This window comes from Comamonas sp. JNW, from assembly GCF_003105075.1.
Classification (GTDB): domain Bacteria; phylum Pseudomonadota; class Gammaproteobacteria; order Burkholderiales; family Burkholderiaceae_C; genus Comamonas; species Comamonas squillarum.
Genome location: NZ_QETI01000002.1, coordinates 389,111 through 414,726, shown reverse-complemented (window position 1 = coordinate 414,726; position 25,616 = coordinate 389,111). Strand labels below are relative to the sequence as shown.

Genomic DNA, 25,616 nt, shown 5'->3' with positions numbered 1-25,616 from the left:
AGCCAGCAATCCGCAAGAATAGCGCAGATGCCGCGCAAGGCTGGCAGCGACAAACAAAACCCGCATCCCGGAAACGCTGCGGCCGGGAACGAAAAAGCCGCCCGAGGGCGGCTTGTCAACGCAGAGCGCAGGAATTAAACGTGTTCGCCGTAGACGGACACATTCACTTCCACCACCACGTCGGTGTGCAGAGCCACTTCCACAGCGGTCTCGCTCACGGTCTTGATAGGACCGTTGGGCAGACGCACTTGCGACTTGACCACTTGGAAGCCCATCTTGCCCAGTTCATCAGCGATGTCGTGGTTGGTGACGGAGCCGAACAGACGGCCATCCACACCTGCCTTTTGGGTCAGCTTCACGGTCTGGCCGGACAGCTTCTCGCCTTGTGCTTGGGCAGCAGCCAGCTTTTCAGCAGCAGCCTTTTCCAGCTCAGCGCGCTTGGCTTCGAATTCAGCCTTGGCAGCTTCGGTAGCGCGGCGTGCGCGGCCCGAAGGGATCAGGAAGTTACGTGCGTAGCCGTCCTTGACCTTCACGATTTCACCCAGGTTGCCCAGGTTCACGACCTTGTCGAGCAGAATGATTTGCATGTTCGTGCTCCTTAGATCTTGTGTTGGTCAGAGTAAGGAACCATGGCCAGGAAGCGAGCGCGCTTGATGGCAGTGTTCAGCTGACGTTGGTAGATGGCGCGGGTGCCGGTCAGACGAGCGGGAATGATCTTGCCGTTTTCAGCAACGAAGTCACGCAGGGTGTCGACATCCTTGTAGTCGATTTCTTCGACGCCAGCCACGGTGAAGCGGCAGAAACGCTTGCGCTTGAACAGCAGCGACTGGGTGTTGCGCTTTGGGCGCTTGTCTTTGTTGAATTTCTTGAACGTGGCCATTTTCGGACCTCTCAATAAGTATCTTGTTGAATATCCTGGATGTGCAGAACCAGCGATTTGCTGTTGCGCGGTGTGGCCAAAAAGCCCTGGAATGTCCAGGTGCTCCCTACAGCCTGCCGAGCGATTCGCTCTGCCAGTGCACCAAAGGCAATCGCCTTGAGCACGGCATTGACTTGTCGGGGTTGGTCTGCTTCGGTCTGGGTGGAGCGGTGCTCCAGCACAACATCTACAGCAGGTAGCCCAGCCGGCGTGTATCGCAAAATCTTGATTTCAGCGATGACGGCGGTGACAAGTACGCGGTTCTCCACCTCCTGTGTGATTAACGCTCTGCAGCGGCGTGCTCAGCCTGGTTGGCCTTGCGCGCTTCTTCGCGTTCCACGGTCTTCATCATGGCCGAAGGAGCGGTGTCAGCCTTCTTCTTCTGCACAGTCAGTTGGCGCAGCACAGCGTCGTTGAACTTGAACGCGTGTTCCAGTTCAGCCATCACAGCCTGGTCGGCTTCGATATTCAGGCACAGATAGTGGGCCTTGGCCAGCTTGTTGATCATGTAGGCCAGTTGACGGCGGCCCCAGTCTTCAACGCGGTGGATCTTACCGCCGCCGGCGGTAATCATGCCTTTGTAACGCTCCAGCATAGCTGGAACTTGTTCGCTCTGATCGGGGTGGATCAGCAGCACGATCTCATAGTGACGCATGCAAACTCCTTGTGGATTGCGCCACCCGCTAGTGCACTTGATTGCAAATGCAGCGCGGTGTGGCAAGGGAAACCAACGATTATACAAACCAATTCAAAAACCGTCAAACATGGTTTATAAACACGGGCCGCTGCAGACGCCTCGGCGTGCATCTTCCCAAGCGGAAATGCCAAATAAGCCCCTTGAAAAGCAAGGAAATGCCCCCAGGTGCGGCCACAAGAGTCCTTTTTGTTAACGAAATACGAACAGCACCATGTCAGACAACCTCCACCCCGAAGGCCAAAACCCCATGTCCGCCGAAGAGCTGGAAGCCGCTGCCGCTGCCAACCAGTCGCAACTGGAAGCAGAGCTGGCGGAGTTGAAGGCCAAGAATGCCGAGCTCGCCGACCAGTACCTGCGCGCCAAGGCAGAAGTTGAAAATGCCCGCCGCCGCGCCGATGACGAAGTGGCCAAGGCCCGCAAGTTCGGCGTCGAGAGCTTTGCCGAGAGCCTGCTGCCGGTGATCGACAGCCTGGACGCCGCGCTGGCGATCCAGAACGCCAGCCCCGAGCAACTGCGCGAAGGCTCGGACGCCACCTTGCGCCAGCTCGTCTCCGCACTGGAGCGCAACAAGGTGGTCGCGATCAACCCGGCTGCCGGCGACAAGTTCGACCCCCACCACCACCAGGCGATCTCGGCCGTGCCTGCGGCGCAGGACCCCAATACCGTGGTCGCCGTGCTGCAAAAGGGCTATGCCATTGCCGAGCGCGTGCTGCGCCCGGCGCTGGTGACCGTTGCGGCACCACAATAAAACGCAGCTCCCGGCTTTTTTGCGCTGCGCACTTGAACAACGGCCAAAAAGCCACAGATAACAGTCAATCAGGGCGGCTGAGCCGCCCCAACAAATACAGGAGTAGAGAAATGGGAAAGATTATCGGTATTGATTTGGGCACGACCAACAGCTGCGTGGCCGTGATGGAAGGCAACACCACCCGCGTGATCGAAAACAGCGAAGGTGCACGCACCACGCCTTCGATCGTTGCATACCAGGAAGACGGCGAAATCCTGGTGGGCGCTTCTGCCAAGCGCCAGGCCGTCACCAACCCCAAGAACACGATCTACGCTGCCAAGCGCCTGATCGGCCGCAAGTTCGACGAGAAGGAAGTGCAAAAGGACATCGACCTGATGCCTTTCCAGATCGTCAAGGCCGACAACGGCGACGCCTGGGTGCAAGTGCGTGACCAGAAGCTGGCCCCGCCACAGATCTCCGCAGAAGTGCTGCGCAAGATGAAGAAGACCGCCGAGGACTTCCTGGGCGAGCCCGTGACCGAAGCGGTGATCACCGTGCCTGCGTACTTCAACGACGCACAGCGCCAGGCCACCAAGGACGCTGGCCGTATCGCCGGTCTGGAAGTCAAGCGCATCATCAACGAACCGACCGCTGCAGCCCTGGCCTTCGGCCTGGACAAGGGCGGCAAGGGTGACCGCAAGATCGCCGTGTATGACCTGGGCGGCGGCACCTTTGACGTGTCCATCATCGAAATTGCCGATGTGGACGGCGAAAAGCAGTTCGAAGTGCTGTCGACCAATGGCGACACCTTCCTGGGCGGCGAAGACTTCGACCAACGCGTGATCGAATATATCATTGCCGAGTTCAAGAAAGAGCAAGGCGTGGACCTGTCCAAGGATGTGCTGGCGCTGCAACGTCTCAAGGAAGCGGCTGAAAAGGCCAAGATCGAGCTGTCGAGCTCGGCAGCGACCGACATCAACCTGCCCTACATCACCGCTGACGCTTCGGGCCCCAAACACCTGAACATCAAGCTCACCCGCGCCAAGCTCGAGAGCCTGGTCGACGAGCTGATCGAGCGCACCATCGCCCCTTGCCGCACCGCGATCAAGGACGCAGGCATCGCTGTGTCCGACATCGACGACGTGATTCTGGTGGGCGGCATGAGCCGTATGCCCAAGGTGCAAGAGAAGGTCAAGGAATTCTTCGGCAAGGACCCACGCAAGGACGTGAACCCTGACGAAGCCGTGGCCGTGGGCGCTGCCGTGCAAGGCCAGGTGCTGGGCGGTGACCGCTCCGACGTGCTGCTGCTGGATGTGACGCCTCTGTCCCTGGGTATCGAAACCCTGGGCGGCGTGATGACCAAGATGATCACGAAGAACACCACGATCCCGACCAAGTTCGCGCAGACCTACTCGACCGCCGAGGACAACCAGCCTGCCGTGACCATCAAGGTGTTCCAGGGTGAGCGTGAAATCGCCAGCGCCAACAAGCTGCTGGGCGAGTTCAACCTCGAAGGCATTCCAGCCGCACCCCGTGGCACGCCACAGATCGAGGTGACCTTCGACATCGATGCCAACGGTATCTTGAACGTCTCTGCCAAGGACAAGGGCACCGGCAAGGAAAACAAGATCACCATCAAGGCCAGCTCCGGTCTGTCCGAGGACGAGATCCAGAAGATGGTCAAGGACGCCGAGCTGAACGCTGCCGACGACAAGAAGAAGCTCGAGCTGGTGCAGGCCCGCAACCAAGGCGAAGCCGCTGTCCACAGCGTCAAGAAGAGCCTGGGCGAGCATGGCGACAAGCTCGATGCTGCTGAGAAGTCGGCCATCGACACTGCGGTCCAAGCGCTGGAAGAAGCACTGAAGACCGAGGACAAGGACGCGATCGAAGCCAAGACCACGGCCTTGATGACCGCCAGCCAGAAGCTGGGCGAGAAGGTGTATGCCGACGCCCAGGCTGCACAGGCCGGAGCCGCCGGTGCAGCAGCTGGCGCGGCCGGCGCCGCGGCAGCCGATGACAATGTCGTCGACGCCGAAGTCAAGGAAGTCAAGAAGGACTAATCGCCTTCTGACAGGCTTGGAGCCGACGCTACCCAGCACCCATGCCGGAGTTCGCATTGCCGCACTCCGGCATGGCTTTTCTACAGAATCGCTCTTTCTTCTGTAGCACGTAGCTCCGGTCAGAGGGCTGCAGGCCCTGTCTCCCTTTCACGCAAGCATCCAAAGGCACACGATGACATCTACTACAGCACCTGCGAGCGACGCACTGCATGTTGCAGAGCTCAGCCGTGTCAACCAGAAGATCACCGATGGCGCAGCAGACCTGCCCGCCGTCACGCTCAAGGACGGCAGCCGGGTGCAGACCGGCACCGTGGCCACCATGCTCTACAACATCGCGCTCTACAATGCCGGCGAGCGCGGCGCTGTTGAACAAGAGCTGAAGATGGCAATCCCCACCTTGTTCAAGGTGGGCTTGTTTGAGCTATTTCCACCGCAGCAATGGATTGACGGCGACAATCCCGGCCGCAGCTTTGTGGGCACCCATGCCCGGGCGTACCTGAACGCCGCTGGTTAAACCCCACAGAATTCAAGAACACCATGTCCAAACGCGATTACTACGAAGTCCTTGGCCTGAGCAAATCCGCCACGGAAGTCGAAATCAAGACGGCCTACCGCAAGATGGCCATGAAGTACCACCCCGACCGCAACCAGGGCGACAAGGCCAAGGAAGCGGAAGAGAAGTTCAAGGAGTGCAAAGAAGCCTACGAAATGCTCTCCGACAGCCAAAAGCGTGGCGCCTACGACCAGTACGGCCACGCCGGGGTCGATCCCAATATGCGCTCGGGCATGGGCGGCGAGGGCTTTGGTGGTTTTGCCGAATCGTTTGGCGACATCTTTGGCGAGATGTTTGGCGGTGGGCGCCGTGGCGGCGGTGGCCCCCAGGTCTACCGTGGCAACGACCTGTCCTACGCGATGGACATCAGCCTTGAAGAGGCAGCCGCAGGCAAGAACGCGCAGATCAAGATTCCGTCCTGGGACGAGTGCGATACCTGCCATGGCAGCGGCGCCAAGCCCGGCACCCAGGTCAAGACCTGCAGCACCTGCCACGGCAGCGGCCAGGTGCAGATGCGCCAGGGCTTTTTCGCAGTGCAGCAGACCTGCCCGCACTGCCGGGGCACCGGCAAGATCATCCCCGAGCCCTGCACCAGCTGCCACGGCCAGGGCCGCACCAAGTCGCAAAAGACCTTGGAAGTGAGCATCCCTGCCGGCATCGACGACGGCATGCGCATCCGCTCCACCGGTGACGGCGAGCCTGGCCAAAATGGCGGCCCGCCCGGCGATCTGTATATCGAGATCCGCGTGCGCAAGCATGAGGTGTTCGAGCGCGATGGCGATGACCTGCACTGCGAAGTGCCGGTCAGCATGGTCACCGCTGCCTTGGGCGGCGAGATCGAAGTGCCTACGCTCAGTGGCAAGGCTGCGATTGACATCCCCGAAGGCACCCAGACCGGCAAGCAGTTCCGCCTGCGCGGCAAGGGCATCAAGGGCGTGCGCGCCAGCTACCCTGGTGACTTGTATGTGCACATCGTCGTCGAGACCCCCGTCAAGCTCACCGAGCACCAGCGCAAGCTGCTCAAGGAACTCGATGAATCGCTGAAAAAGGGCGGCGCCAAGCACACACCCAACAACCAGTCCTGGGCCGACCGTCTGAAGAACCTGTTCACCTGATAGAAAGAAACGCCGCATCCATCCGATGCGGCGCCTCCTTCCTTCGCCAAGCCTAGCCAAGCACCCGCCTCGCTGGTGCTTTTTTCATGGCGGCTGCGCTTGTCAATCCTGGGTTTCTGCCTGGTTTGCACGCTGCGCCCGCGCGGCGCTGCGGCGCATCCAGCGCCGGATGGCGAAGCGCAGCGGCAGCAGCACCACCAGCGCGAGCGCCAGCAGCCAGGGCAGCGACTGCGCCGCAGTCAGAATCAGCGACTGCACGCTGCGGGTCAGGCCATCCCAGCTGCGCTGCCAGGTTTGCTGCCAGGGGCTGTAGGTGCCGCTGACGATGGCGCGCGTGGGCTGGAAGCGCATCTGCACGAACTGCTTGGCGGTATCGCGCTGCAACAGCGCGCGGTGCGTGTTGGACGCATCGATCTCGGCCTGCACTTGGGAGAGCGTGTCGCGGATGGCCATCAGGTCCTGCAGGCTGCGTTTGACATTCTTCTCCAGCATCAGCGCGCGCAGGCTGTCGCGGTATTCCGTGCGGTTCTTGATTTGTGCCTCCACATCGACCACCTCATAGGTCTTGTCCTCGGTCGTGGTCTGGTGGTTGAGCACGCGGGCCCCAGCGCCCAGCGACGCGGTCAGCGCAGCAAAGTCCTGAGGGCTGACCCGCATCGCCAGCATAGCCTCGGCCGCCGACTGCGGGGTTTCGCGGCGCAGCTGCGAGCCCTCGACATAGCAGTCCAGCCGCTCGCAACGCGCCTTGACCTCCTCCCACAGCGCGGCCAGATCGGCCGCCGGCGTCTCCACCTGGATGCGGTGGCTGATCGCCAAGAAGCGCTCGCTGGGCGCGGCCGCCCCGCCCTGGCCCATGGCCATATCGGCAGCGGGCGCTGCCTCCATCGTCGCCATCTTGGCCATGGAGCGGGCGGCCATAGGCGCTACCGGCGCGGGCGCAGCCGGGATGGCCATGTGGGCCTCGGCCGTCGATGCGCTCTGCCCGGCATCTGGCGAGCAGCCGGCCAGCAGGGCCGCCACCGCGATGGCAATGGCCGCCAGGCCACCAGGACGCGCATTGAACAAGCCAACAGAAGGGGAGCGAGAAAACATGGGTGATTCCGTTTCTAGAGCATCGCTGCTTGCGATGTCTGCTCAATCGCGGTGAGACTGCCCCATGGGGTGATGCCTTTACAAAAACGAACACATTCAGCGCAGATTGGTGAAGGCCGTAGTTGGCGCAAGCTGCTACGTTTTCATGCAAATGACACATCAGCCATCGCCATCCGCGATACCAAACGCGATATTTGGCGATAAAATGGCTGCTGATTTCTAAAAACACGATACCTCCCCCGCCATGAAAAGCTCAGAGCGCAGTTTTGCGCGCCGCATTGACCTGACCTCGCTCCAGCTGTTTGTGGCGGTGTGCGAGCTGGGCAGCATTGGCCGGGCGGCAGAGCGGGAGTTCATCGCGGCCTCGGCCGTCAGCAAGCGCCTGTCCGACCTGGAAACGGCCGTCGACACCCAGCTGCTGTACCGCCACAGCCGGGGTGTGACGTTAACGCCAGCGGGAGAGAGCCTGCTGCACCATGCCCGCAATGTGCTGTTCGGGCTGGAGCGCATGCAGGGCGAATTGAGCGAATACGCCGATGGCGTGCGCGGCCATGTGCGCATCCATGCCAATATTTCGGCGATCGTGCAGTTTCTGCCCGAGGACCTGGGCAGCTTTGCCCGCGCGCACAGCCAGATCAAGATCGACCTGCAGGAGCACCTCAGTGCGCAGGTGATCCAGGCCGTGCATGAAGGCACAGCTGATTTGGGCATCTGCAACCCCGATGCCGTCGCCAACACCGCCGAGCTCGATCTGCAGTCGCGCCCCTACCGCAGCGACCACCTGATGCTGGTGGTGCCGCTGGACCATGCACTGGCCCAGCGCAACAGCATCAGTTTTGAAGAAGCGCTGGAATGGGACATTGTCGGCCTGCAATCGGGCAGCAGCATCAGCCAGGCCATGCGCACCGCATCGGCCCAGCTGCGCCGGCCGCTGCGCCAGCGCATCCAGGTCACGAGCCTGGACGCCATGTGCCGCATGATCGACAACGGCCTGGGCATCGGCCTGCTGCCCGACCGCGCCTTTGCGCTGATGCATGGCGTGGGCAACCTGCGCGGCATCCGCTTGGCCGACGCCTGGGCGCAGCGCGAGCTGCGGCTGATGGCGCGTGATTTTGAGGCGCTGCCGGTCACCGCCCGCCTGCTGGTCGAGCACCTGAGCCCCCGGTCTGCCAATGAGGACCAGGCCACCGACCAGCAGGACGCGGACCTGGCCGTGCACCTGCAGACCTTTGCGCATCTTTGATATCCAGCATTTAGCCCCTTGATGAGACCCTTGACCCAAAGAGAACCACGATGACCGGACGCACCCTCTACGACAAGATTTTTGACGAGCACACCATCCACACCGAAGAGGATGGCACCGCCGTGCTGTATATCGACCGCCATCTGGTGCACGAAGTCACCAGCCCTCAGGCGTTTGAAGGTCTGCGCATGGCGGGCCGCAAGCTCTGGCGCGTGAGCTCCGTGGTCGCCACCGCCGACCACAATACCCCCACCACCGGTTGGGAACGCGGCTATGACGGCATCGAGGACCCGATCAGCAAGGAGCAGATCGTCACCTTGAATGACAACATCGGCGAATTCGGCGCCGCCGCCTTCTTCCCCTTCATGGACAAGGGCCAGGGCATCGTCCACGTGATGGGCCCCGAGCAAGGCGCCACCCTGCCCGGCATGACCGTGGTCTGCGGCGACAGCCACACCAGCACCCATGGCGCCTTTGGCGCGCTGGCCCACGGCATCGGCACCTCCGAGGTCGAGCACGTGATGGCCACGCAGACGCTGCTGGCCAAGAAGGCCAAGAACATGCTGATCAAGGTGGACGGCAAGGTCGCCCCCGGCGTGACCGCCAAGGACATCGTGCTGGCCATCATCGGCCGCATCGGCACCGCAGGCGGCACCGGCTACACCATCGAGTTTGCCGGCTCGGCCATCCGCGACCTGTCCATCGAAGGCCGCATGACGGTCTGCAATATGGCCATTGAAGCCGGCGCCCGCGCAGGGCTCGTCGCGGTGGACAGCAAGACCATCGACTACGTCAAGGGCCGCCCGCTGGCGCCTACCGGCGTCGAATGGGACCAGGCCGTCAGCTACTGGAAGACCTTGCACTCCGACGTCGATGCCAAGTTCGACACCGTGGTCACCCTGCGCGCCGAAGACATCGTTCCCCAGGTCACCTGGGGCACCAGCCCCGAGATGGTGCTGGGTGTCGATGCCACCGTGCCCGATCCGGACAAGGAAAAGGACCCGAACAAGCGCGGCGCCATCGAACGCGCGCTGACCTATATGAACCTGGAACCAGGCAAGCCGATCAACGACATCTTCGTCGACAAGGTGTTCATCGGCAGCTGCACCAACAGCCGCATCGAAGACATGCGTGAAGCCGCTGCCGTGGTCAAGAAACTGGGCCAGAAAGTGGCCAAGAATGTGAAGCTGGCGATGGTGGTTCCGGGCTCGGGTCTGGTCAAGGCCCAGGCCGAGGCCGAGGGCCTGGACCAGATCTTCACCGCCGCCGGCTTTGAGTGGCGCGAGCCCGGATGCTCGATGTGCCTGGCGATGAACGCCGACCGCCTCGAGCCCGGTGAGCGCTGCGCATCGACCAGCAACCGCAACTTCGAAGGCCGCCAGGGCGCTGGGGGCCGCACCCATCTGGTCAGCCCCGCGATGGCTGCAGCCGCTGCCGTGCACGGCCACTTTGTGGACATCCGCCGTTTTGCATGACCCCAGGAGCTATGCGATGAAAAACCGTTTTGCCTTCTTCACCATCGTGCTCGCCGCGCTGCTGTCGGGCTGCAACACTGTCCACGGCATTGGCCAGGACGTGCAGGGGGCGGGCAACGCCATCTCGCGCGCAGCACGCTAACCCCCTCCCATACACCGCTGGCCACGCTCAGCCCATGAACGTGGCCAGCCCAAAGGCTTGAACATGCAAAAATTCACCATCCACACCGGCCTCGTGGCACCCATGGACCGCGAGAACGTCGACACCGACGCCATCATCCCCAAGCAGTTCCTCAAGTCGATCAAGAAGACCGGCTTTGGCGTCAACGCCTTTGACGAATGGCGCTACCTGGACCAGCCCGGCCAGCCAGGCGTGCCCGAGTCCGCCCGCAAGCCCAACCCGGACTTTGTGCTCAACCAGCAGCGCTACCAGGGCGCCAGCATCCTGATTGCCCGCAAGAACTTTGGCTGCGGCTCCAGCCGCGAGCACGCGCCCTGGGCGCTGGACCAGTTTGGCTTCCGCGCCATTCTCGCCCCCAGCTTTGCCGATATCTTCTTCAACAACTGCTTCAAGAACGGCCTGCTGCCCATCGTGCTGCCCGAGGCCACGATCGACATGCTGTTCAACGAAGTCGCGGTGCATCCCGGCTACAGCCTGACCATCGACCTGGACCAGCAGGTCATCCTGCGCCCCGGTGGCGAAACCATCCCTTTCGATGTGATCGCCTTTCGCAAGTACTGCCTGCTCAACGGCTTTGATGACATTGGCTTGACGCTGCGCCACAAGGACAAGATCCAGGCCTATGAAGCCAACCGCCTGGCCACCAAGCCCTGGCTGGCACACAGCCTGGTGCAAGCCAAGGCCTGAGCGCCGCGCGCATCCCTTTCACGCCATCCCCGCTGCGCCCCCCCGGGCGCAGCCCTGCCATCCTGACTGAGAAAAAACCATGAAAATCGCTGTATTGCCCGGAGACGGCATTGGTCCAGAAATCGTTGCAGAAGCCGTGAAGGTGCTCGACGCCCTGAAGCTCGACCTGCACCTGCAAAGCGCACCTGTCGGTGGCGCCGCCTATGAGGCCTCCGGCCACCCGCTGCCACCCGCCACGCTGGAGCTTGCCAAGGCATCGGACGCGATCCTGTTTGGCGCCGTGGGCGACTGGAAGTACGACACGCTCGAGCGCGCGCTGCGCCCCGAGCAGGCGATCCTGGGCCTGCGCAAGGCGCTGGGCCTGTTTGCCAACTTCCGCCCCGCGATCTGCTACAAGGAGCTGACCCACGCCTCCAGCTTGAAGCCCGAGCTGGTGTCCGGCCTCGACATCCTGATCATCCGCGAGCTGACCGGCGATATCTATTTCGGCCAGCCGCGCGGCCGCCGCAGCGCACCGGACGGTCACTTCCCCGGCGCCGAAGAAGCCTTCGACACGATGCGCTACACCCGCCCCGAGATCGAGCGCATCGGCCATGTCGCCTTTCAGGCCGCGCAAAAGCGCAGCAAGCGCGTGACCAGCGTGGACAAGGCCAATGTCCTGGAAACCTTCCAGCTGTGGAAGGACGTGATGACCGACGTGGGCAAGCAGTACCCTGATGTGCAGTTGGACCACATGTATGTGGACAACGCCGCGATGCAGCTGGTCAAGGAACCCAAGCGTTTTGACGTGGTCGTCACCGGCAATATGTTTGGCGACATCCTGAGCGACGAAGCCTCGATGCTGACCGGCTCGATCGGCATGCTGCCCTCGGCCAGCCTCAACGACAAGAAGCAAGGCCTGTACGAACCCAGCCACGGCTCGGCACCGGACATCGCCGGCAAGGGTGTTGCCAACCCGCTGGCCACCATCCTGTCGGCGGCGATGATGCTGCGCTTTAGCCTGGGCCAGGAAGCCGCTGCCCAGAAGATCGAAGCGGCTGTGCAAAAGGTGCTGGCCCAGGGCCTGCGCACGCCAGACATCTACAGCGAAGGCACGACCAAGGTCGGCACCCAGCAAATGGGCGACGCCGTGGTGGCCGCTCTGTAAGCAACCGTCTTCACAAGGCCTCTCCAAGAGCGACCTGCGGGTCGCTTTTTTGCGCCTGCAGAACAATGAAGCGCTTCGACAACGCATGTAGCCACCCCGTTTCAACACCAAAACGACGACAGAAGCACGGCACGCTTTCGACTTTAGTCATTTCGACGAAATAAAATACCATAAATGGTCGAAAAATAGTTTTTAATGTCGTATATGCATGCGCTTCGATGCGCCAGCACTCGAAATTTATAAAAATTTCTGCACAGGTTTTAAAATTTGGCGCTAGAATAGGTCCTATGTCTGCGCACTGCCCTATTTCTTGGCTGAACCCCATCACCCCCATTGAGGCGGGTATGGCTGCGCGCGCATACACATTCACAACCACCACGAAGATTACCGGCTGATCCAGCCTGGTTCGTCGTGCGCCTCCCCCTGGCCGACGAGCCAGGCCCTCAGCCCCACGTGGTATTTCCTTTAGGTACACAAGGGCGTTTTATGAGCAAGCAATTGGTAGGTTTGGTGGGCTGGCGCGGCATGGTCGGCTCGGTGTTGATGGACCGCATGCAGGCAGAAGGTGACTTCGCGCTGATCGAGCCGGTGTTTTTCTCGACCTCCAACGCAGGCGGCAAGGCCCCGGCGATGGCGACCGTGCACACCCAGCTCAAGGATGCCAATGACATTGCCGAGCTGTCCAAGTGCGACATCATCATCACCTGCCAAGGCGGCGACTACACCAAGGAAGTCTTCCCCCAGATCCGCGCTGCCGGCTGGAATGGCCACTGGATCGATGCCGCCTCTTCGCTGCGCATGCAAGACGATGCCGTCATCGTGCTCGACCCGGTCAATGACGCACTGATCCAGCGCAAGCTGGCCGCTGGCGGCAAGAACTGGATTGGCGGCAACTGCACCAACTCCATCTTGCTGATGGGCCTGTCGGGCCTATTCAACGCCGGTCTGGTCGAATGGGTCTCGTCGATGACCTACCAGGCCGCGTCCGGCGGCGGCGCCAACCACATGCGCGAACTGCTCAAGGGCATGGGCGTGGTGCACGCGGCCGTGGCCGATGAGCTGGCCACGCCCGCATCGGCCATTTTGGAGATCGACCGCAAGGTGGCCCAAACCATCCGCAGCGATGTGCCCACCGAATTCTTTGGCGCCCCCTTGGCCGGCGGCCTGATCCCCTGGATCGATGCCCAGCTGGACAACGGCCAGTCCAAGGAAGAGTGGAAGGGTCAGGCCGAGGTCAACAAGATCCTGGGCACCGATGCCACCATCCCCGTCGACGGCCTGTGCGTGCGCATTGGCGCGATGCGCTGCCACAGCCTGGCGCTGACCCTGAAGCTCAACAAGGACCTGCCGCTGGCCGAGATCGAAGCACTGATCAAGGGCGGCAACGACTGGGTCAAGTGGGTGCCCAACGAGCGCGCCGTGACCGTCCAGGAACTGACCCCGGCTGCCGTGACCGGTGGCCTGGAAGTGGCCGTCGGCCGTGTGCGCAAGCTGAACATGGGTCCCGAGTACGTCTCGGCCTTCGTGATCGGTGACCAGCTGCTGTGGGGCGCTGCCGAGCCACTGCGCCGCATGCTGCGTATCCTGCTGGCCGCTTGATGCCCGCCTGATTCGTCAGCAGCCCAACCATCCCACCTTCCGGATCTGCTCCCAGCAGCTGGAAGGTGTTTTTCATAGTGCGTTGGCGCAGGCCTCAGGCACGGCGCTGCTCGGCGCCCGCCTTCTGGAGAGTTGCTCCGGAACAACAATCGAACAGGCCGGAGCGAGCCCAAGCACCCTATCAAATGAGATGCCCATTCCTTAACTTGTCACCCCAACACATTACTGTTAAGGTTCTTTTTACTGATAATTACCGATTTCGCGTCTTAGGGGGAGGGCTTTCTCATGGGTACAAAAACAACCCCGCGCGCTTCTACTATTCAATCAAATAGCACTATGCATCGCTGGAAAATCACTGCGCTTGCCGCCGCCATGGCAGCCTTTGGCCTGTACACAGGGGAAGCATCAGCGCTCGCGCTGGGCAAGATCAATGTGAAATCCGCGCTGGGCGAGCCCCTGCGCGCGGAAATCGAAGTTCCGCAGATCACCGACGCCGAGGCCGATACCTTGCAGGTCAAGACGGCCTCGTCGGCCGTCTTCCGCACCCAGGGCATGGACTACTCGGGCACGGCCAGCGCCGTGCGCGCCCAGCTGCAGCGCCGCGCCAATGGCACAGCCGTGATCGTGCTGACCACGCAGCGGCCGGTCAACGACCCCTTTGTCGACTATGTGATCGACGCCAACTGGAATTCCGGCCAGGTCGTACGCAGCTACACCATGCTGTTCGACCCGCCCAACCTGCGCAAGCCCGAACCCGCCGTCACGGTGGCCCCACAGCTGAGCGCAGCCGCCGCCCCAGCAGCGCGCCCACCGGCGCCACCTGTGCGCGTGATCGAAGAACCCCTGGCATCGGCCACGCCAGCGCCTGCCCCGGCCACCCGCAGTGCTGCAGGACCACGCCCTGCACCAGCACCACGCGCCAACATTCCGCCCAGCGCCAGCAACAACAGCGGTGGCGACACCGTGCGCACCCAACGGGGTGACACGCTGGGCCGCATCGCCGCGCAGAACAAGCCCGCTGATATCTCGCTCGACCAGATGCTCATCGCCGTGGTGCAGAGCAACCCGCACGCCTTTGTCGGTGGCAACGTCAACCGCATGAAGGCAGGTGTCACGCTGACCATGCCGACGGCCGAGCAGGCCCGCGCGGTATCGCCCCGCCAGGCGCGCCAGATGGTGGCCGCACAAAGCCGCGACTTCAACAGCTACCGCAGCCAGCTCGCGGCCAAGGCCGCGCCCGCCCAGGTCGCCACCGATACGCGCGCTGCCAGCGGCAAGGTCGAGGCCTCGGTGGACGACAAGAAGCCCCAGAGCGTGGCACCGGACCAGCTCAAGCTGAGCAAGGAAGCGGCCAAGGGCACGAAGTCGGCCGAAGCCAGCGTCGCCAGCGCCCAGCAGGCCAATGCGGCCCAGGAGCGCAGCTCCGAGCTGAACAAGAACATCGAAGAGCTCAACAAGCTCAAGCAAGCCGCTGCGGGCACCGCAGCCTCGGCGGCATCCGCGGGCGTCCCGGCAGACGCCAAGCCTGCCGCTACGGCCACCGTTGCTGCCACGGGCAATGGGCCTGCAGCCGCTGCACCTGGTGCTACGCCGGCGCCTGCTGCAGGCACGACTGCACCTGCTGCACCCGCAACGCCTGCGGCAACGGCCCCAGCACCGGCAGCAGCCCCCGCTACCGCGCCCGCCGCAGCGCCTGCTGCTGGCACCGGTGACACCGCTGCGCCTGCAGCAGCGCCCGCTCCTGCCCCGGCACCCAAACCCAAGCCCACTCCAGCTCCCGCGCCGGTCGAAGAGCCCAGCTTTGTCGATGAGCTGCTGGGCAACCCTCTGATGCCCGTGGCTGGCGGCCTGGCCATCCTCGCGCTGCTCGGCGGCCTGTGGTACCGCAACAAAAAACGCAACGAAGGCGTCAACGCCGCGACCGACTCGGTGCTCGAGAGCAGCCTGGCCCAGGACTCGTTCTTTGGCGCCAGCGGTGGCCAGCACATCGACACCTCGGTGAGCGCGATGACCACCGGCAACTCCTCGCTGGCCTACACCCCCAGCCAGCTCGATGCCGGAGATGTCGATCCGGTGGCCGAAGCCGATGTCTACCTGGCCTACGGCCGTGACCTGCAGGCCGAGGAAATCCTCAAGGAAGCGCTGCGCACCAGCCCAACCCGCAGCGCGCTGCATGCCAAGCTGGCCGAGATCTACGCCAAGCGCAAGGACCGCCTGGCGCTGGAGAGCATCGCCAAGGATGCCCGCCAGCTGACCGGTGGCACCGGCCCCGACTGGTTGCGCATCGCCGCGCTGGGCCAGGAGCTGGACGCGGCCAACCCGATCTACCAGAACAGCACCGCTGCGGTGCCTTCTGCGGCCGAGATCGCCACGCCTGCGGCGCTGGCCGCCGCCGCCGCTGCTGCGCGCGCCGAGCCGATTCCATTCGAGAACACACTGCCACCCACGACGATGGCAGCCTCCAGCCCTGCCAGCGCATTCAGCCCCTCCACCGGTCTGGATTTCGCGATGAGCAGCCAGCTGACCGAAACCCCGGATGCCGCCTCGCAGTTCCAGGCACCGGCAGTGCCCGCCACCCCGGTGGCCGCGCCAGCTGCGCCGGCCGCTGATACGGGCCTGGCTTTCGAAGCGCTGGCACCTGCCGCAGGCAAGCCCGCACTGTCGATGGAAGACTTTGACCGCCAGCTGGCCGAAGCGCTGAGCATTCCGTCCGAGCTCTCGCCCAGTGCCAACCACAGCGCCGCGCAGAGCCTGGAGACCCAGCCTGGCTCGCTAGACTTCCAGCTGAGCGACTTCGACAGCCAAAGCACGGCGCAGATGCCTATCGGCGACAAGACCATGCCGACGATGGACTTTGACATGACCTCGCTGTCGCTGGACCTGCCCAGCAGTGGCGAGCCCGACCACACCCATCCGGTCACCCTGGCCGATGACATGGCCGGTCTGGAGATCGATGACAGCGATCCGCTGGCCACCAAGCTGACCCTGGCCCAGGAATTCCTGGCCATCGGCGACAAGGAAGGCGCGCGCTCGCTGGCCGAAGAAGTCATGGCCGAGTCGTCCAGCGCCACGGTCAAGGCCCACGCCCAGCGCCTGCTGGACCAAAGCCGCTAACCCGCAGCCGCTCCTTGGCACCAGCCCCGCTCTGCGGGGCTTTTTCATGGCCGGGTGGGCCGGCAGCCTTATGATGGCGCCATGCGAATCGCCCTGGGCATCACCTACAACGGACAGGCCTACCAGGGCTGGCAAAGCCAGCCCAGCGGCAACACTGTCCAAGACCATCTTGAAGTGGCGCTGAGCCGCTTTGCCGCCTCCCCCCTCTCCACCATTTGCGCTGGCCGCACCGATGCCGGTGTGCACGGCCTCATGCAGGTGGTGCATTTCGACGCCCCTGTCGAGCGTACTGAAGCCTCCTGGGTGCGTGGCACCAACACCTTCTTGCCCAAGGACATAGCCGTGCAATGGGCGCGCAGCGTGCCCGATGCCTTCCACAGCCGCGCCTGCGCTACATCCCGCCGCTATGGCTATGCCTTGCTGCAGTCGCCGGTGCGCCCCAGCGTGGAGCATGGCAGGGTCGGCTGGGTGTTCCAGCCGCTGGATCTGCAGGCCATGGAGCGCGCGGTGCAGTATCTGCTGGGCGAGCATGATTTCTCCTCGTTCCGCGCCGCCGGCTGCCAGGCCAAGTCGCCCGTCAAGACCTTGTATGCGATCAATATTGGCCGCAGCGCCCAGCGCGCCAGTGCCTCGCGCGATGGCGTGCCGTCCTGCTACTGGCGCTTTGATTTCCAGGGCAGCGCCTTCCTGCACCACATGATCCGCAACATCATGGGCTGCCTGGTCGTGATTGGCCAGGGCACCAAGCCGCCAGAATGGATGCAAGAGGTGCTCGACGCGCGCAGCCGCGAGACCGCCGCCCCCACCTTCTCGCCCGATGGCCTGTACTTTCTGGGCCCGCAGTACGATGCGCACTGGGGCCTGCCCAGCGAGGCCATATCGTTTGACTGGTTTGCCTGAACAAGGAGCTCCATTGACCGCCATGCAAGCAACTGCGGGCCGCACCCGCATCAAGATCTGTGGCCTGACCCGCGAACAGGATGTGGACGCGGCCGTGGCCGCCGGCGCCGATGCCATCGGCTTTGTGCTCTACCCCGCCAGCCCCCGGGCCGTGACCGCCGAGCGCGCCGCTGAGCTGGCTCGCCGCCTGCCCGCCTTCGTCACCCCCGTGCTGCTGTTTGTCAACGAGACCCCGGCCCAGGTAATGGCTGCCTGCGCCCGCGTGCCCGGCGCCATCGCCCAGTTCCATGGCGACGAGAGCCCGGAGCAATGCCTGGCGTCGACGGGCGGCGGCGAGCGCAGCTTTTTGCGCGCCGCACGCATACCCCTTGGCGACGCTGCGGTGCAGTTCGACCTCGTAGAATATGCCCATCGATATTCACACGCCAAGGCCATCCTGCTCGACGCCCATGTCGAGGGGTTCGGCGGCGGCGGCAAAGCATTCAATTGGTCACTGCTTCCAACAAACGTAGCCTCTCATCTCGTTTTGTCTGGTGGACTCACGCCTGCAAACGTGACCGATGGCATTGTGCAAGTCAGACCGCGCTGCATCTCGCTCGCGGTGGATGTGAGCTCCGGCGTTGAGATGACTGGTGCCGATGGCAAACCCATCAAGGGCACCAAGGACGCCGAAAAAATCCAACAGTTTGTCGCTGCCGTGCGTGCCGCTGACACACTACTTGCCAAGAATCCCTTCCATGTTTGAATACCAGCAACCCGATACCGCGGGCCATTTCGGCCCCTATGGCGGCAGCTTTGCCAGCGAAACCCTCACCCACGCCCTGGTCGAGCTGCGCGAGGCCTATGACAAGTACCAGAACGATCCGGAGTTCCTGCGTGAATTCCAGTACGAGCTGGCCCACTATGTCGGCCGCCCCTCGCCCGTCTACCACGCAGCGCGCATGTCGCGCGAGATGGGTGGCGCGCAGATCTACCTCAAGCGCGAGGACCTCAACCACACCGGCGCCCACAAGATCAACAATGTGATCGGCCAGGCCATGCTCGCCAAGCGCATGGGCAAGCCGCGCATCATTGCCGAGACCGGCGCCGGTCAGCACGGCGTGGCGACGGCCACCATCTGCGCCCGCTATGGCCTCGAATGCGTGGTCTACATGGGCAGTGAAGACGTGCGCCGCCAAAGCCCGAACGTCTACCGCATGAAGCTCTTGGGCGCCACCGTGGTGCCGGTCGAGTCGGGCAGCAAGACCTTGAAGGACGCTCTCAACGAAGCGATGCGCGACTGGGTGGCCAATGTGGACAACACCTTCTACATCATCGGCACCGTCGCTGGCCCCCACCCCTACCCGATGATGGTGCGCGATTTCCAGAGCGTGATCGGCAACGAGTGCCTGACCCAGATGCCGGCGCTGTTCAAGGAACAGAACATGGCTGCCGAGCAGCCCGATGCCGTGATCGCCTGCGTGGGTGGCGGCAGCAACGCGATGGGCATCTTCTACCCCTATATCCCCCATGAGAACACGCGCCTGATCGGCGTGGAAGCGGCCGGTGAAGGCCTGGACAGCGGCAAGCACTCGGCGTCGCTGCAGCGCGGCTCGTCTGGCGTGCTGCATGGCAACCGCACCTTCATCCTGCAGGACGACAACGGCCAGATCACCGAAACCCATTCGATCAGTGCAGGTCTCGACTATCCCGGCGTGGGCCCCGAGCACGCCTGGTTGCAGGAAATCGGCCGCGCCCAGTATGTCGGCATCACCGACCAGGAGGCGCTTGACGCCTTCCACTACCTGTGCCATACCGAGGGCATCATCCCGGCGCTGGAGTCGAGCCATGCGGTGGCCTATGCGATGAAGCTGGCCAAGACCATGCGCGCCGACCAGTCCATCCTCGTGAGCCTGTCAGGCCGGGGCGACAAGGACATTGGCACCGTGGCCGACCTCTCGGGCGTCGACTTTTACGCCCAACCCTCCAGCCGCGGCGTGGCCGTCAAGGGAAACTACACCAAATGAGCCGTATCGCCGCAACTTTTGACCAGCTGAAACTGGCCGGCCGCAAGGCCTTGATTCCCTATGTCACTGCCGGCTTTCCGTTTGCCGACATCACGCCTGCGCTGATGCATGGCATGGTCGATGCCGGCGCCAATGTGATCGAGCTGGGCGTGCCCTTCTCGGACCCGATGGCCGATGGCATCGTCATCCAGAAGGCCGGAGAAAAAGCCCTGTCGCTGGGCATCGGCATGAAGCAGGTGCTGGCCATGGTGGCCGAGTTCCGCGTCAAGGACAACACCACCCCTGTGGTGCTGATGGGCTACGCCAACCCGGTCGAGCGCTATGACCAGCTGCATGGCAAGGGCGCCTTTGTGCGCGATGCCGCTGCCGCCGGAGTCGATGGCCTGCTGGTGGTAGACTACCCGCCCGAAGAATGCGAAGCCTTTGCGGCCGATCTGCGTGCGCATGGCATGGACCTCATCTTCCTGCTGGCGCCCACCTCCACGCAAGAGCGCATGCAGCAGGTGGCGCGCGTGGCCAGTGGCTATGTGTACTACGTCTCGCTCAAGGGCGTCACCGGTGCGGGCACGCTCGATACCGGCGCCGTCGAGGCGATGCTGCCGCTGATCCGCCAGCATGTGCACATCCCTGTGGGCGTGGGCTTTGGCATTCGCGATGCGCAGACGGCCCAGGCCATCGGCAAGGTGGCCGATGCCGTGGTGATCGGCACCCGCATCATCCAGCTGATCGAAAACCAGCCGCACGAGAAAGTCGTGGCGCTGGTCTCCGATTTTTTGCGTGGCATCCGCAAGGCGCTTGACGCATAATGCGCCTCCTGGGCTGCGCCGTGCGCAGCCCCTTGAGTGCGAGAGCAAAGGAAAACAACCATGTCCTGGCTAGAGAAACTGTTACCCGCCAAGATCCAGCACACCGACCCGGCCGAGCGTCGCCAGATGCCCGAAGGTCTGTGGATCAAGTGCCCTGCATGCGAAGCCGTGCTGTACAAGGCCGACCTGGAGCACAACTTCAATGTCTGCCCCAAGTGCAGCCACCACCACCGCATGTCGGCGCGCGCGCGCCTGAACCAGTTCCTCGACGCCGAAGGCCGCTACGAGATTGGCCAGGAAGTGCTGCCCGTCGATGCGCTGAAGTTCAAGGACAGCCGCAAGTACCCCGAGCGCCTCAAGGAAGCTCTGGAAAACACCGGCGAGACCGATGCACTGGTCGTCATGGGTGGCTCGGTCAAGAGCATCAACCTGGTGGTCGCCTGCTTCGAGTTTGAATTCATGGGCGGCTCGATGGGCTCGGTCGTTGGCGAGCGCTTTGTGCGCGGCGTTGAAACCGCCATCGAGCAAAAGGTGCCGTTTGTGTGCTTTACCGCCACCGGCGGCGCGCGCATGCAGGAGGGCCTGCTCAGCCTGATGCAGATGGCCAAGACCAATGCCGCGCTGACCCGATTTGCCAAGAAGGGCCTGCCCTACATCAGCGTGCTGACCGATCCGACGATGGGCGGCGTGTCTGCCGGTTTTGCCTTCATGGGCGATATCGTCATGGCCGAGCCCAAGGCGCTGATCGGCTTTGCCGGCCCGCGCGTGATCGAGAACACCGTGCGCGTCAAGCTGCCAGAGGGCTTCCAGCGCGCCGAGTTCCTGCAGCAAAAGGGTGGCGTGGACATGATTGTCGACCGCCGCGAGCTGCGCGACCGCATTGCCAGCAGCCTGGCCATGCTGCAGCGCCTGCCCGCTGACGCGGTGGCCTGATCGGCCCGGCGCGGCCCAGTGGCCCCGCTTGGGGCGCTAAACACCCACAAAAAAACCGCCTCTGGCGGTTTTTCTGCGTCTGGGCTCCGGCCCCACTACCGTATCACACCGCCATCAACAGGCGCGACTGCAGGTGGGCCAGCATGATGGAGATGATCTGCAAGCCCACCAGCAGCACGATGGGCGACAGATCGACCCCGCCAATGAGCGGAATGACCTTGCGCAAGGGGCGCAGCAGCGGCGCGGTGAGCTGGTGGAACACGGCATTCATCACTGCATTGCCCGAGGACAGCCAGGACAGCACGGCGTGCACCAGGGTCACCACCACCATCGTGGAGATGGCGATATTGGCCACGCCAATGGTGGCGACCACCAGCACCGACAGCAGTGATGCGAGGCCGCCCGAGACCAGCCACAGCAGCACAAACTGGACCACCTGCACCAGCCAGGCACCCAGGATGCTGGCCCAGTCGCCACCGGGCAGCCCCTTGGTGATCCTGCGCAAGGGCAGCACCATCCAGCTGGTCAGCGCCAGCACCAGCTGCCCCAGCGGGTTGTTGAAGGAGATGCGCTGGTACTGCATGTACCAGCGCAGCAGGCATGCGCCGGTCAGCAGACCGCCTGCAATATTGAGCAGCAGGGACAGGATTTGAAAAAGCATCGGTGTTTCCAGTCGGGATCGGTCCCGATTGCGCAAAATTTGCTATTGAATTTGCTATTAAAAATGAAGCTGACAGGCCCATTGCAAAGGGCTTGAAGCAGTTATTCTAGGCTCGCAGTGTGCGCCAGTGGCCGCAAATCCCCCTGGCGGCCAGGGACGAAAAGCGGTGCAGCAGTCGGACACTACGGCAATTGCCGGCAAGGGGTGCGCTAAAAATCTTAAAATGACAGGTTTTGGCCGTTTACCAGCGCAATGCTGGCCTCTTCATGTCTGAAAACCACACCACTCCCGAGACCGCGCCGGTTGCGCACGACGAAAACCAACTGATTGCCGAGCGCCGTGAAAAACTCAAAGCCCTGCGCGAAGCACAGCGCCAAGGCAAAGGTGTGGCTTTCCCCAATGACTTCAAGCCCGCCGACCGCGCTGCCGACCTGATTGCGGCCCATGCCGAAAAAGACGCCGCTGACCTGGACGCGGCTGCGCTGACCGTCAGCGTCGGCGGCCGCATGATGCTCAAGCGCGTGATGGGCAAGGCCAGCTTTGCCACCGTGCAGGATGCCACCGGCCGCATCCAGCTCTACGTCACCCGCGATGCGGTGGGCGAAGAGCTGTACGCAGATTTCAAGAAGTGGGATCTGGGCGACATCATCGGTGCCGAAGGCCAGCTGATGAAGACCAAGACCGGCGAGCTGTCGATCAAGGTGACCCAGATCCGCATGCTCACCAAGAGCCTGCGCCCCATGCCCGACAAGTTCCACGGCATGGCCGATCTGGAGCAGAAGGTGCGCCAGCGCTATGTCGACCTGATGACCGACGAAGAGGCCCGCAAGCGCTTTGTGGCCCGTTCCAAGGCGGTCTCCGGCATCCGCGAGTTCATGGTCGAGCACGGCTTCCTCGAAGTGGAAACCCCCATGCTGCACCCCATCCCCGGTGGTGCCAATGCCAAGCCCTTCATCACCCACCACAATGCGCTGGACCAGGAGATGTACCTGCGCATTGCGCCTGAGCTCTACCTCAAGCGCCTGATCGTGGGCGGCTTCGAGCGCGTGTTCGAGATCAACCGCAACTTCCGCAACGAAGGGGTGTCGGTGCGCCACAACCCCGAGTTCACGATGATGGAGTTCTACGCGGCCTACTGGAACTACCGCGATCTGATGGACTACACCGAAGCACTGATCCGCGACGCGGCGATGAAGGCCGTGGGCACCCTGGAGCTGACCTATGGCGGCAAGCCGGTGGACCTGAGCAAGCCTTTCGAGCGCCTGACGATTACCGAAGCCATCGTCAAGTACACCGATGCCGGCGAGAACGTGGGCAACCGCGAATGGCTCACCAATGCCTTGAAGAAGCTGGGCATGAAGGAGGAGAAAGACAAGCTGGCTGGCCGCACGCTGGCCAGCCTGCAGGTGCTGTACTTCGAGGAAGTGGTCGAGGACAAGCTCTGGAACCCCACCTTCATCATGGAGCACCCGACCGAGATCAGCCCGCTGGCCCGCGCCAACGATGACCGCCCCGAAGTGACGGAGCGCTTTGAGCTCTACATCACCGGACGCGAGTTCGGCAACGGCTTCTCGGAGCTCAACGACGCCGAAGACCAGGCCGCGCGCTTCAACGCCCAGGTCGCTGCCAAGGATGGCGGCGATGACGAAGCCATGTATTACGACCACGACTTTGTGCGCGCCCTCGAGTACGGCATGCCCCCCACCGGCGGCTGCGGCATCGGTATCGACCGCTTCATGATGCTGCTGACCGACAGCGCCAGCATCCGCGACATCATCCTGTTCCCCGCACTGCGCCGGGAGCAATAAGGCGCCCCGCAGGCCCCCGGCCTGCCAACTGCGCCCAGCGGCACAGGTTCTGCCCAGAGCCTGTGCCGCTTTTTTCATGGCCAGTTGCCGCCGATATACTGGCCTGCATGCAGATACCTCGCTACTGGGCGCAAGCGCGCCTGCGCCATGAAACCAGCCCCCGCCATGGCGCCACCGTCCAGCGCTGGGGCTGGTCCGACCAGAGCCCCGATGCCGCGCAAGCCCATGCGCAGCAGCGCGCCCAGGCCGCGCTCGACCAGGTGCTCAGCGCCCCGCAGGCGCGCAACCTCGATGCCCGCTTTCAGCGCATGGAGCGGCTCGGCGAATACGGACTGAACGACCAGACCCCCATCCGCGAAGAGATTCTGGGCCAGCGCGGCCGGGCGGTGATGACGCGCAACAGCTACGGCGCGCACTGCCTCAACACCCCCGATGTCGCCATTGCCGACATGGACTTCCCGCCGCAGCCAAAGCCCCCCAGCGCGGCACCACTGCTGATCGCGGCTTTCTTTGCGCTGGCGGCCTGCTTTGTCATCTTTGCGCAGGGCGGCGCGCTGCCCGCAATGGTGGTGCTGGCAGGCACGGTGGTGGTGATGGCGCTGTGGCTCCGGCGCTTGCTGAATGCGCGGCAGAAGCAGGCCGGCAGCGCCGATCCCCGGCAGCTGGCGCTGGAGCGGGTCACCGCCTTCAGCCAGCAGCACCCCGACTGGGGTCTGCGCGTCTACAGCACACCCAAGGGCCTGCGCATCATCGTCACCCATGAGGCCATGGCGCCCACGGACGGCGCGGTGCAGAACCTGTTCGCGGCCTTGCAGGTCGATCCGATCTACCAGCGCCTGTGCCTGCAGCAGCAGTGCTTTCGTGCCCGCGTCACCGGCAAGCCCTGGCGCATGGGCATGTCCGGCCCCAGCCCGCAGGTGCGGCGCTGGCCGGTCGCGGCCAACCAGCTGGCAGCGCGCGCAGACTGGACGCATGTCTACGACAAGCAAGCGGCGCAGTACAGCGCCTGCCGCTTCGTTGCGCAGCTGGGCCAGGCCCGCATTGCGATGGATATCCAGGCGCTGGTCGATTGGCATGACGAGGCCTGCCGGGCCGAAGAAAGCCAGCTGCCGCTGGCCTGAACGCGGCCCCAACGCGGCCTCTCGTCGCCGATAATCGGCGCATCCACCACCACGGGCTGCTTTGCACCCGCTGCGCTCCCGACGCCTGCCATGAACCGACTCAAACTCTTGATCCCTGACTGGGCCACCGAATGGGTGGACATCATCGTGCCGGCGATGCAGATCACCTTGATCCTGCTGCTGGCCATCACGCTCAACTATGTCACCCGCAAGCTCATCACCCGCGTGGCCCAGCACTACCACTGGCCGCTGGAACTGGCCGTGCCGATCAAGGGCCTGGTGCGCTGGCTCATCATTGGCGGCACCTGCCTGTTGATTCTGGAGCGCCTGGGAGTGAGCGCCACCGTGCTGTGGACGGCGTTCTCGGGCTTTGCCGCCGTTGGCGCTGTGGCCTTCTTCGCCGCCTGGAGCGTGCTGTCCAACTTCTTCTGTGCGGTGCTGATCTTCACCGTGCGGCCCTACCGGCTGGGCGACTACATCGAGGTGCTCGATGGCCTGGACAAGCCCGGGGCCAAGGGCCGCGTGGTCGATATCAACATGCTCTACACCACCATCGAAGACTTCGCAGCCGACCGCAGCCAGAGCGTGGTGCTGCAGATTCCTAACACCCATATCTTCCAAAAGGTGGTGCGCCGCTGGACCGATGATCCGCCACCGCAGCAACCCCCTGAAGCCAGCCCCGCTGTGCCAGCCGATAGGCCGGCCGCTCCCTGATACAGCCCCCGTGAGGTGCCCACCAAGCGCTGTCAGCGCCAGCCTACCGCTACTTACA

The 25,616-nt window shown here is 63.5% G+C and carries 26 protein-coding genes; 19 read left to right on the top strand and 7 right to left on the bottom strand.

The window, feature by feature from the left end:
• Window positions 1–134 precede the first annotated feature (134 nt).
• From rplI to rpsF, 4 genes are read right to left on the bottom strand one after another with little or no spacing between them, the layout of a single operon-like run.
• Window positions 135–587 carry a 50S ribosomal protein L9 gene (gene rplI, locus DCO45_RS04965; RefSeq protein ID WP_116924777.1) on the bottom strand — a complete coding sequence of 151 codons (453 nt, stop codon included), beginning with the start codon at window positions 585–587 and terminating at the stop codon, window positions 135–137.
• 11 nt (window positions 588–598) lie between these two features.
• Window positions 599–880: a 30S ribosomal protein S18 gene (gene rpsR, locus DCO45_RS04960; RefSeq protein WP_021028346.1), complete on the bottom strand. Its 282-nt coding sequence runs from the start codon at window positions 878–880 to the stop codon at window positions 599–601.
• Between the two features lie 11 nt (window positions 881–891).
• The gene (gene priB / locus DCO45_RS04955; RefSeq protein WP_116924776.1) at window positions 892–1,188 is read right to left on the bottom strand and encodes a primosomal replication protein N; all 297 of its coding nucleotides are present in this window, start codon (window positions 1,186–1,188) and stop codon (window positions 892–894) included.
• A gap of 11 nt (window positions 1,189–1,199) precedes the next feature.
• Complete coding sequence (gene rpsF / locus DCO45_RS04950; RefSeq protein ID WP_021028344.1) at window positions 1,200–1,574, bottom strand: 30S ribosomal protein S6; 375 nt, start codon at window positions 1,572–1,574, stop codon at window positions 1,200–1,202.
• Window positions 1,575–1,827: 253 nt separating this feature from the next.
• Here rpsF and grpE point away from each other — a divergent pair, with 253 nt between their 5' ends.
• From grpE to dnaJ, 4 genes are all read left to right on the top strand, one after another.
• Window positions 1,828–2,364 (top strand): nucleotide exchange factor GrpE, encoded by a 537-nt coding sequence (gene grpE, locus DCO45_RS04945; RefSeq protein ID WP_116924775.1) that lies wholly within the window; start codon window positions 1,828–1,830, stop codon window positions 2,362–2,364.
• A 110-nt stretch (window positions 2,365–2,474) separates the two neighbouring features.
• Window positions 2,475–4,403 carry a molecular chaperone DnaK gene (dnaK, locus tag DCO45_RS04940; RefSeq protein WP_116924774.1) on the top strand — a complete coding sequence of 643 codons (1,929 nt, stop codon included), beginning with the start codon at window positions 2,475–2,477 and terminating at the stop codon, window positions 4,401–4,403.
• Between the two features lie 172 nt (window positions 4,404–4,575).
• Window positions 4,576–4,917 (top strand): hypothetical protein, encoded by a 342-nt coding sequence (locus DCO45_RS04935; protein WP_116924773.1) that lies wholly within the window; start codon window positions 4,576–4,578, stop codon window positions 4,915–4,917.
• 23 nt (window positions 4,918–4,940) lie between these two features.
• Window positions 4,941–6,071 carry a molecular chaperone DnaJ gene (gene dnaJ, locus DCO45_RS04930; protein ID WP_021028340.1) on the top strand — a complete coding sequence of 377 codons (1,131 nt, stop codon included), beginning with the start codon at window positions 4,941–4,943 and terminating at the stop codon, window positions 6,069–6,071.
• A gap of 102 nt (window positions 6,072–6,173) precedes the next feature.
• Here the strand turns inward: dnaJ and DCO45_RS04925 are convergent, their stop codons facing one another.
• Window positions 6,174–7,163, bottom strand: coding sequence for a DUF4349 domain-containing protein (locus tag DCO45_RS04925; RefSeq protein ID WP_116924772.1), 990 nt, complete (start codon window positions 7,161–7,163; stop codon window positions 6,174–6,176).
• Between the two features lie 244 nt (window positions 7,164–7,407).
• Between DCO45_RS04925 and DCO45_RS04920 the strand changes: the two genes are divergently transcribed.
• From DCO45_RS04920 to leuB, 5 genes are all read left to right on the top strand, one after another.
• Window positions 7,408–8,406, top strand: coding sequence for a LysR family transcriptional regulator (locus tag DCO45_RS04920; RefSeq protein WP_116924771.1), 999 nt, complete (start codon window positions 7,408–7,410; stop codon window positions 8,404–8,406).
• A gap of 50 nt (window positions 8,407–8,456) precedes the next feature.
• Window positions 8,457–9,881 (top strand): 3-isopropylmalate dehydratase large subunit, encoded by a 1,425-nt coding sequence (gene leuC, locus DCO45_RS04915; RefSeq protein ID WP_116924770.1) that lies wholly within the window; start codon window positions 8,457–8,459, stop codon window positions 9,879–9,881.
• A 16-nt stretch (window positions 9,882–9,897) separates the two neighbouring features.
• Complete coding sequence (locus tag DCO45_RS04910; RefSeq protein ID WP_116924769.1) at window positions 9,898–10,023, top strand: entericidin A/B family lipoprotein; 126 nt, start codon at window positions 9,898–9,900, stop codon at window positions 10,021–10,023.
• Between the two features lie 63 nt (window positions 10,024–10,086).
• Window positions 10,087–10,749 (top strand): 3-isopropylmalate dehydratase small subunit, encoded by a 663-nt coding sequence (gene leuD / locus DCO45_RS04905; RefSeq protein WP_116924768.1) that lies wholly within the window; start codon window positions 10,087–10,089, stop codon window positions 10,747–10,749.
• 79 nt (window positions 10,750–10,828) lie between these two features.
• Complete coding sequence (leuB, locus tag DCO45_RS04900; RefSeq protein ID WP_116924767.1) at window positions 10,829–11,896, top strand: 3-isopropylmalate dehydrogenase; 1,068 nt, start codon at window positions 10,829–10,831, stop codon at window positions 11,894–11,896.
• Window positions 11,897–11,906: 10 nt separating this feature from the next.
• Here the strand turns inward: leuB and DCO45_RS22550 are convergent, their stop codons facing one another.
• The gene (locus DCO45_RS22550; protein WP_133248070.1) at window positions 11,907–12,275 is read right to left on the bottom strand and encodes a hypothetical protein; all 369 of its coding nucleotides are present in this window, start codon (window positions 12,273–12,275) and stop codon (window positions 11,907–11,909) included.
• A 107-nt stretch (window positions 12,276–12,382) separates the two neighbouring features.
• On the opposite strand from DCO45_RS22550, the gene asd reads away from it, so the two are divergent.
• The 7 genes from asd (at window position 12,383) to accD (ending at window position 21,254) form a co-directional block, all read left to right on the top strand.
• The gene (asd, locus tag DCO45_RS04895; protein ID WP_116924766.1) at window positions 12,383–13,495 is read left to right on the top strand and encodes an aspartate-semialdehyde dehydrogenase; all 1,113 of its coding nucleotides are present in this window, start codon (window positions 12,383–12,385) and stop codon (window positions 13,493–13,495) included.
• A gap of 336 nt (window positions 13,496–13,831) precedes the next feature.
• Entirely contained in the window at window positions 13,832–16,609 is a 2,778-nt protein-coding gene (locus DCO45_RS04890; protein ID WP_116924765.1) for a FimV/HubP family polar landmark protein, read from the top strand.
• Window positions 16,610–16,690: 81 nt separating this feature from the next.
• The gene (truA, locus tag DCO45_RS04885; RefSeq protein ID WP_116924922.1) at window positions 16,691–17,509 is read left to right on the top strand and encodes a tRNA pseudouridine(38-40) synthase TruA; all 819 of its coding nucleotides are present in this window, start codon (window positions 16,691–16,693) and stop codon (window positions 17,507–17,509) included.
• A gap of 22 nt (window positions 17,510–17,531) precedes the next feature.
• The gene (locus DCO45_RS04880; protein ID WP_116924921.1) at window positions 17,532–18,254 is read left to right on the top strand and encodes a phosphoribosylanthranilate isomerase; all 723 of its coding nucleotides are present in this window, start codon (window positions 17,532–17,534) and stop codon (window positions 18,252–18,254) included.
• Window positions 18,247–19,515 (top strand): tryptophan synthase subunit beta, encoded by a 1,269-nt coding sequence (gene trpB / locus DCO45_RS04875; protein WP_116924764.1) that lies wholly within the window; start codon window positions 18,247–18,249, stop codon window positions 19,513–19,515. The genes DCO45_RS04880 and trpB overlap by 8 nt, the downstream gene beginning before the upstream one ends.
• Window positions 19,512–20,321, top strand: a complete 810-nt coding sequence (gene trpA, locus DCO45_RS04870; RefSeq protein WP_116924763.1) for a tryptophan synthase subunit alpha — start codon at window positions 19,512–19,514, stop codon at window positions 20,319–20,321. Before trpB ends, trpA begins: the two co-directional genes overlap by 4 nt.
• Before the next feature lie 60 nt (window positions 20,322–20,381).
• Window positions 20,382–21,254 carry an acetyl-CoA carboxylase, carboxyltransferase subunit beta gene (gene accD, locus DCO45_RS04865; RefSeq protein ID WP_021026440.1) on the top strand — a complete coding sequence of 291 codons (873 nt, stop codon included), beginning with the start codon at window positions 20,382–20,384 and terminating at the stop codon, window positions 21,252–21,254.
• Window positions 21,255–21,357: 103 nt separating this feature from the next.
• Here accD and DCO45_RS04860 read toward each other — a convergent pair whose 3' ends face one another.
• A complete protein-coding gene (locus tag DCO45_RS04860) occupies window positions 21,358–21,915 on the bottom strand; it encodes a YggT family protein (RefSeq protein ID WP_116924762.1) in 558 nt (185 codons plus the stop codon).
• Between the two features lie 266 nt (window positions 21,916–22,181).
• Here DCO45_RS04860 and lysS point away from each other — a divergent pair, with 266 nt between their 5' ends.
• The 3 genes from lysS (at window position 22,182) to DCO45_RS04845 (ending at window position 25,558) form a co-directional block, all read left to right on the top strand.
• Window positions 22,182–23,723, top strand: a complete 1,542-nt coding sequence (gene lysS, locus DCO45_RS04855; RefSeq protein ID WP_116924920.1) for a lysine--tRNA ligase — start codon at window positions 22,182–22,184, stop codon at window positions 23,721–23,723.
• A 107-nt stretch (window positions 23,724–23,830) separates the two neighbouring features.
• Window positions 23,831–24,844 (top strand): hypothetical protein, encoded by a 1,014-nt coding sequence (locus tag DCO45_RS04850; RefSeq protein ID WP_116924761.1) that lies wholly within the window; start codon window positions 23,831–23,833, stop codon window positions 24,842–24,844.
• Window positions 24,845–24,934: 90 nt separating this feature from the next.
• Complete coding sequence (locus tag DCO45_RS04845; RefSeq protein WP_116924760.1) at window positions 24,935–25,558, top strand: mechanosensitive ion channel family protein; 624 nt, start codon at window positions 24,935–24,937, stop codon at window positions 25,556–25,558.
• Window positions 25,559–25,616: the final 58 nt, after the last annotated feature.

Coding starts and splice junctions, on each gene's coding strand:
- rplI (WP_116924777.1), bottom strand. CDS start 587: ATGCAAATCATTCTGCTCGACAAGGTCGTGAACCTGGGCAACCTGGGT.
- rpsR (WP_021028346.1), bottom strand. CDS start 880: ATGGCCACGTTCAAGAAATTCAACAAAGACAAGCGCCCAAAGCGCAAC.
- rpsF (WP_021028344.1), bottom strand. CDS start 1,574: ATGCGTCACTATGAGATCGTGCTGCTGATCCACCCCGATCAGAGCGAA.
- grpE (WP_116924775.1), top strand. CDS start 1,828: ATGTCAGACAACCTCCACCCCGAAGGCCAAAACCCCATGTCCGCCGAA.
- dnaK (WP_116924774.1), top strand. CDS start 2,475: ATGGGAAAGATTATCGGTATTGATTTGGGCACGACCAACAGCTGCGTG.
- DCO45_RS04935 (WP_116924773.1), top strand. CDS start 4,576: ATGACATCTACTACAGCACCTGCGAGCGACGCACTGCATGTTGCAGAG.
- dnaJ (WP_021028340.1), top strand. CDS start 4,941: ATGTCCAAACGCGATTACTACGAAGTCCTTGGCCTGAGCAAATCCGCC.
- DCO45_RS04925 (WP_116924772.1), bottom strand. CDS start 7,163: ATGTTTTCTCGCTCCCCTTCTGTTGGCTTGTTCAATGCGCGTCCTGGT.
- DCO45_RS04920 (WP_116924771.1), top strand. CDS start 7,408: ATGAAAAGCTCAGAGCGCAGTTTTGCGCGCCGCATTGACCTGACCTCG.
- leuC (WP_116924770.1), top strand. CDS start 8,457: ATGACCGGACGCACCCTCTACGACAAGATTTTTGACGAGCACACCATC.
- DCO45_RS04910 (WP_116924769.1), top strand. CDS start 9,898: ATGAAAAACCGTTTTGCCTTCTTCACCATCGTGCTCGCCGCGCTGCTG.
- leuD (WP_116924768.1), top strand. CDS start 10,087: ATGCAAAAATTCACCATCCACACCGGCCTCGTGGCACCCATGGACCGC.
- leuB (WP_116924767.1), top strand. CDS start 10,829: ATGAAAATCGCTGTATTGCCCGGAGACGGCATTGGTCCAGAAATCGTT.
- asd (WP_116924766.1), top strand. CDS start 12,383: ATGAGCAAGCAATTGGTAGGTTTGGTGGGCTGGCGCGGCATGGTCGGC.
- DCO45_RS04890 (WP_116924765.1), top strand. CDS start 13,832: ATGCATCGCTGGAAAATCACTGCGCTTGCCGCCGCCATGGCAGCCTTT.
- truA (WP_116924922.1), top strand. CDS start 16,691: ATGCGAATCGCCCTGGGCATCACCTACAACGGACAGGCCTACCAGGGC.
- DCO45_RS04880 (WP_116924921.1), top strand. CDS start 17,532: ATGCAAGCAACTGCGGGCCGCACCCGCATCAAGATCTGTGGCCTGACC.
- trpB (WP_116924764.1), top strand. CDS start 18,247: ATGTTTGAATACCAGCAACCCGATACCGCGGGCCATTTCGGCCCCTAT.
- trpA (WP_116924763.1), top strand. CDS start 19,512: ATGAGCCGTATCGCCGCAACTTTTGACCAGCTGAAACTGGCCGGCCGC.
- accD (WP_021026440.1), top strand. CDS start 20,382: ATGTCCTGGCTAGAGAAACTGTTACCCGCCAAGATCCAGCACACCGAC.
- DCO45_RS04860 (WP_116924762.1), bottom strand. CDS start 21,915: ATGCTTTTTCAAATCCTGTCCCTGCTGCTCAATATTGCAGGCGGTCTG.
- lysS (WP_116924920.1), top strand. CDS start 22,182: ATGTCTGAAAACCACACCACTCCCGAGACCGCGCCGGTTGCGCACGAC.
- DCO45_RS04850 (WP_116924761.1), top strand. CDS start 23,831: ATGCAGATACCTCGCTACTGGGCGCAAGCGCGCCTGCGCCATGAAACC.
- DCO45_RS04845 (WP_116924760.1), top strand. CDS start 24,935: ATGAACCGACTCAAACTCTTGATCCCTGACTGGGCCACCGAATGGGTG.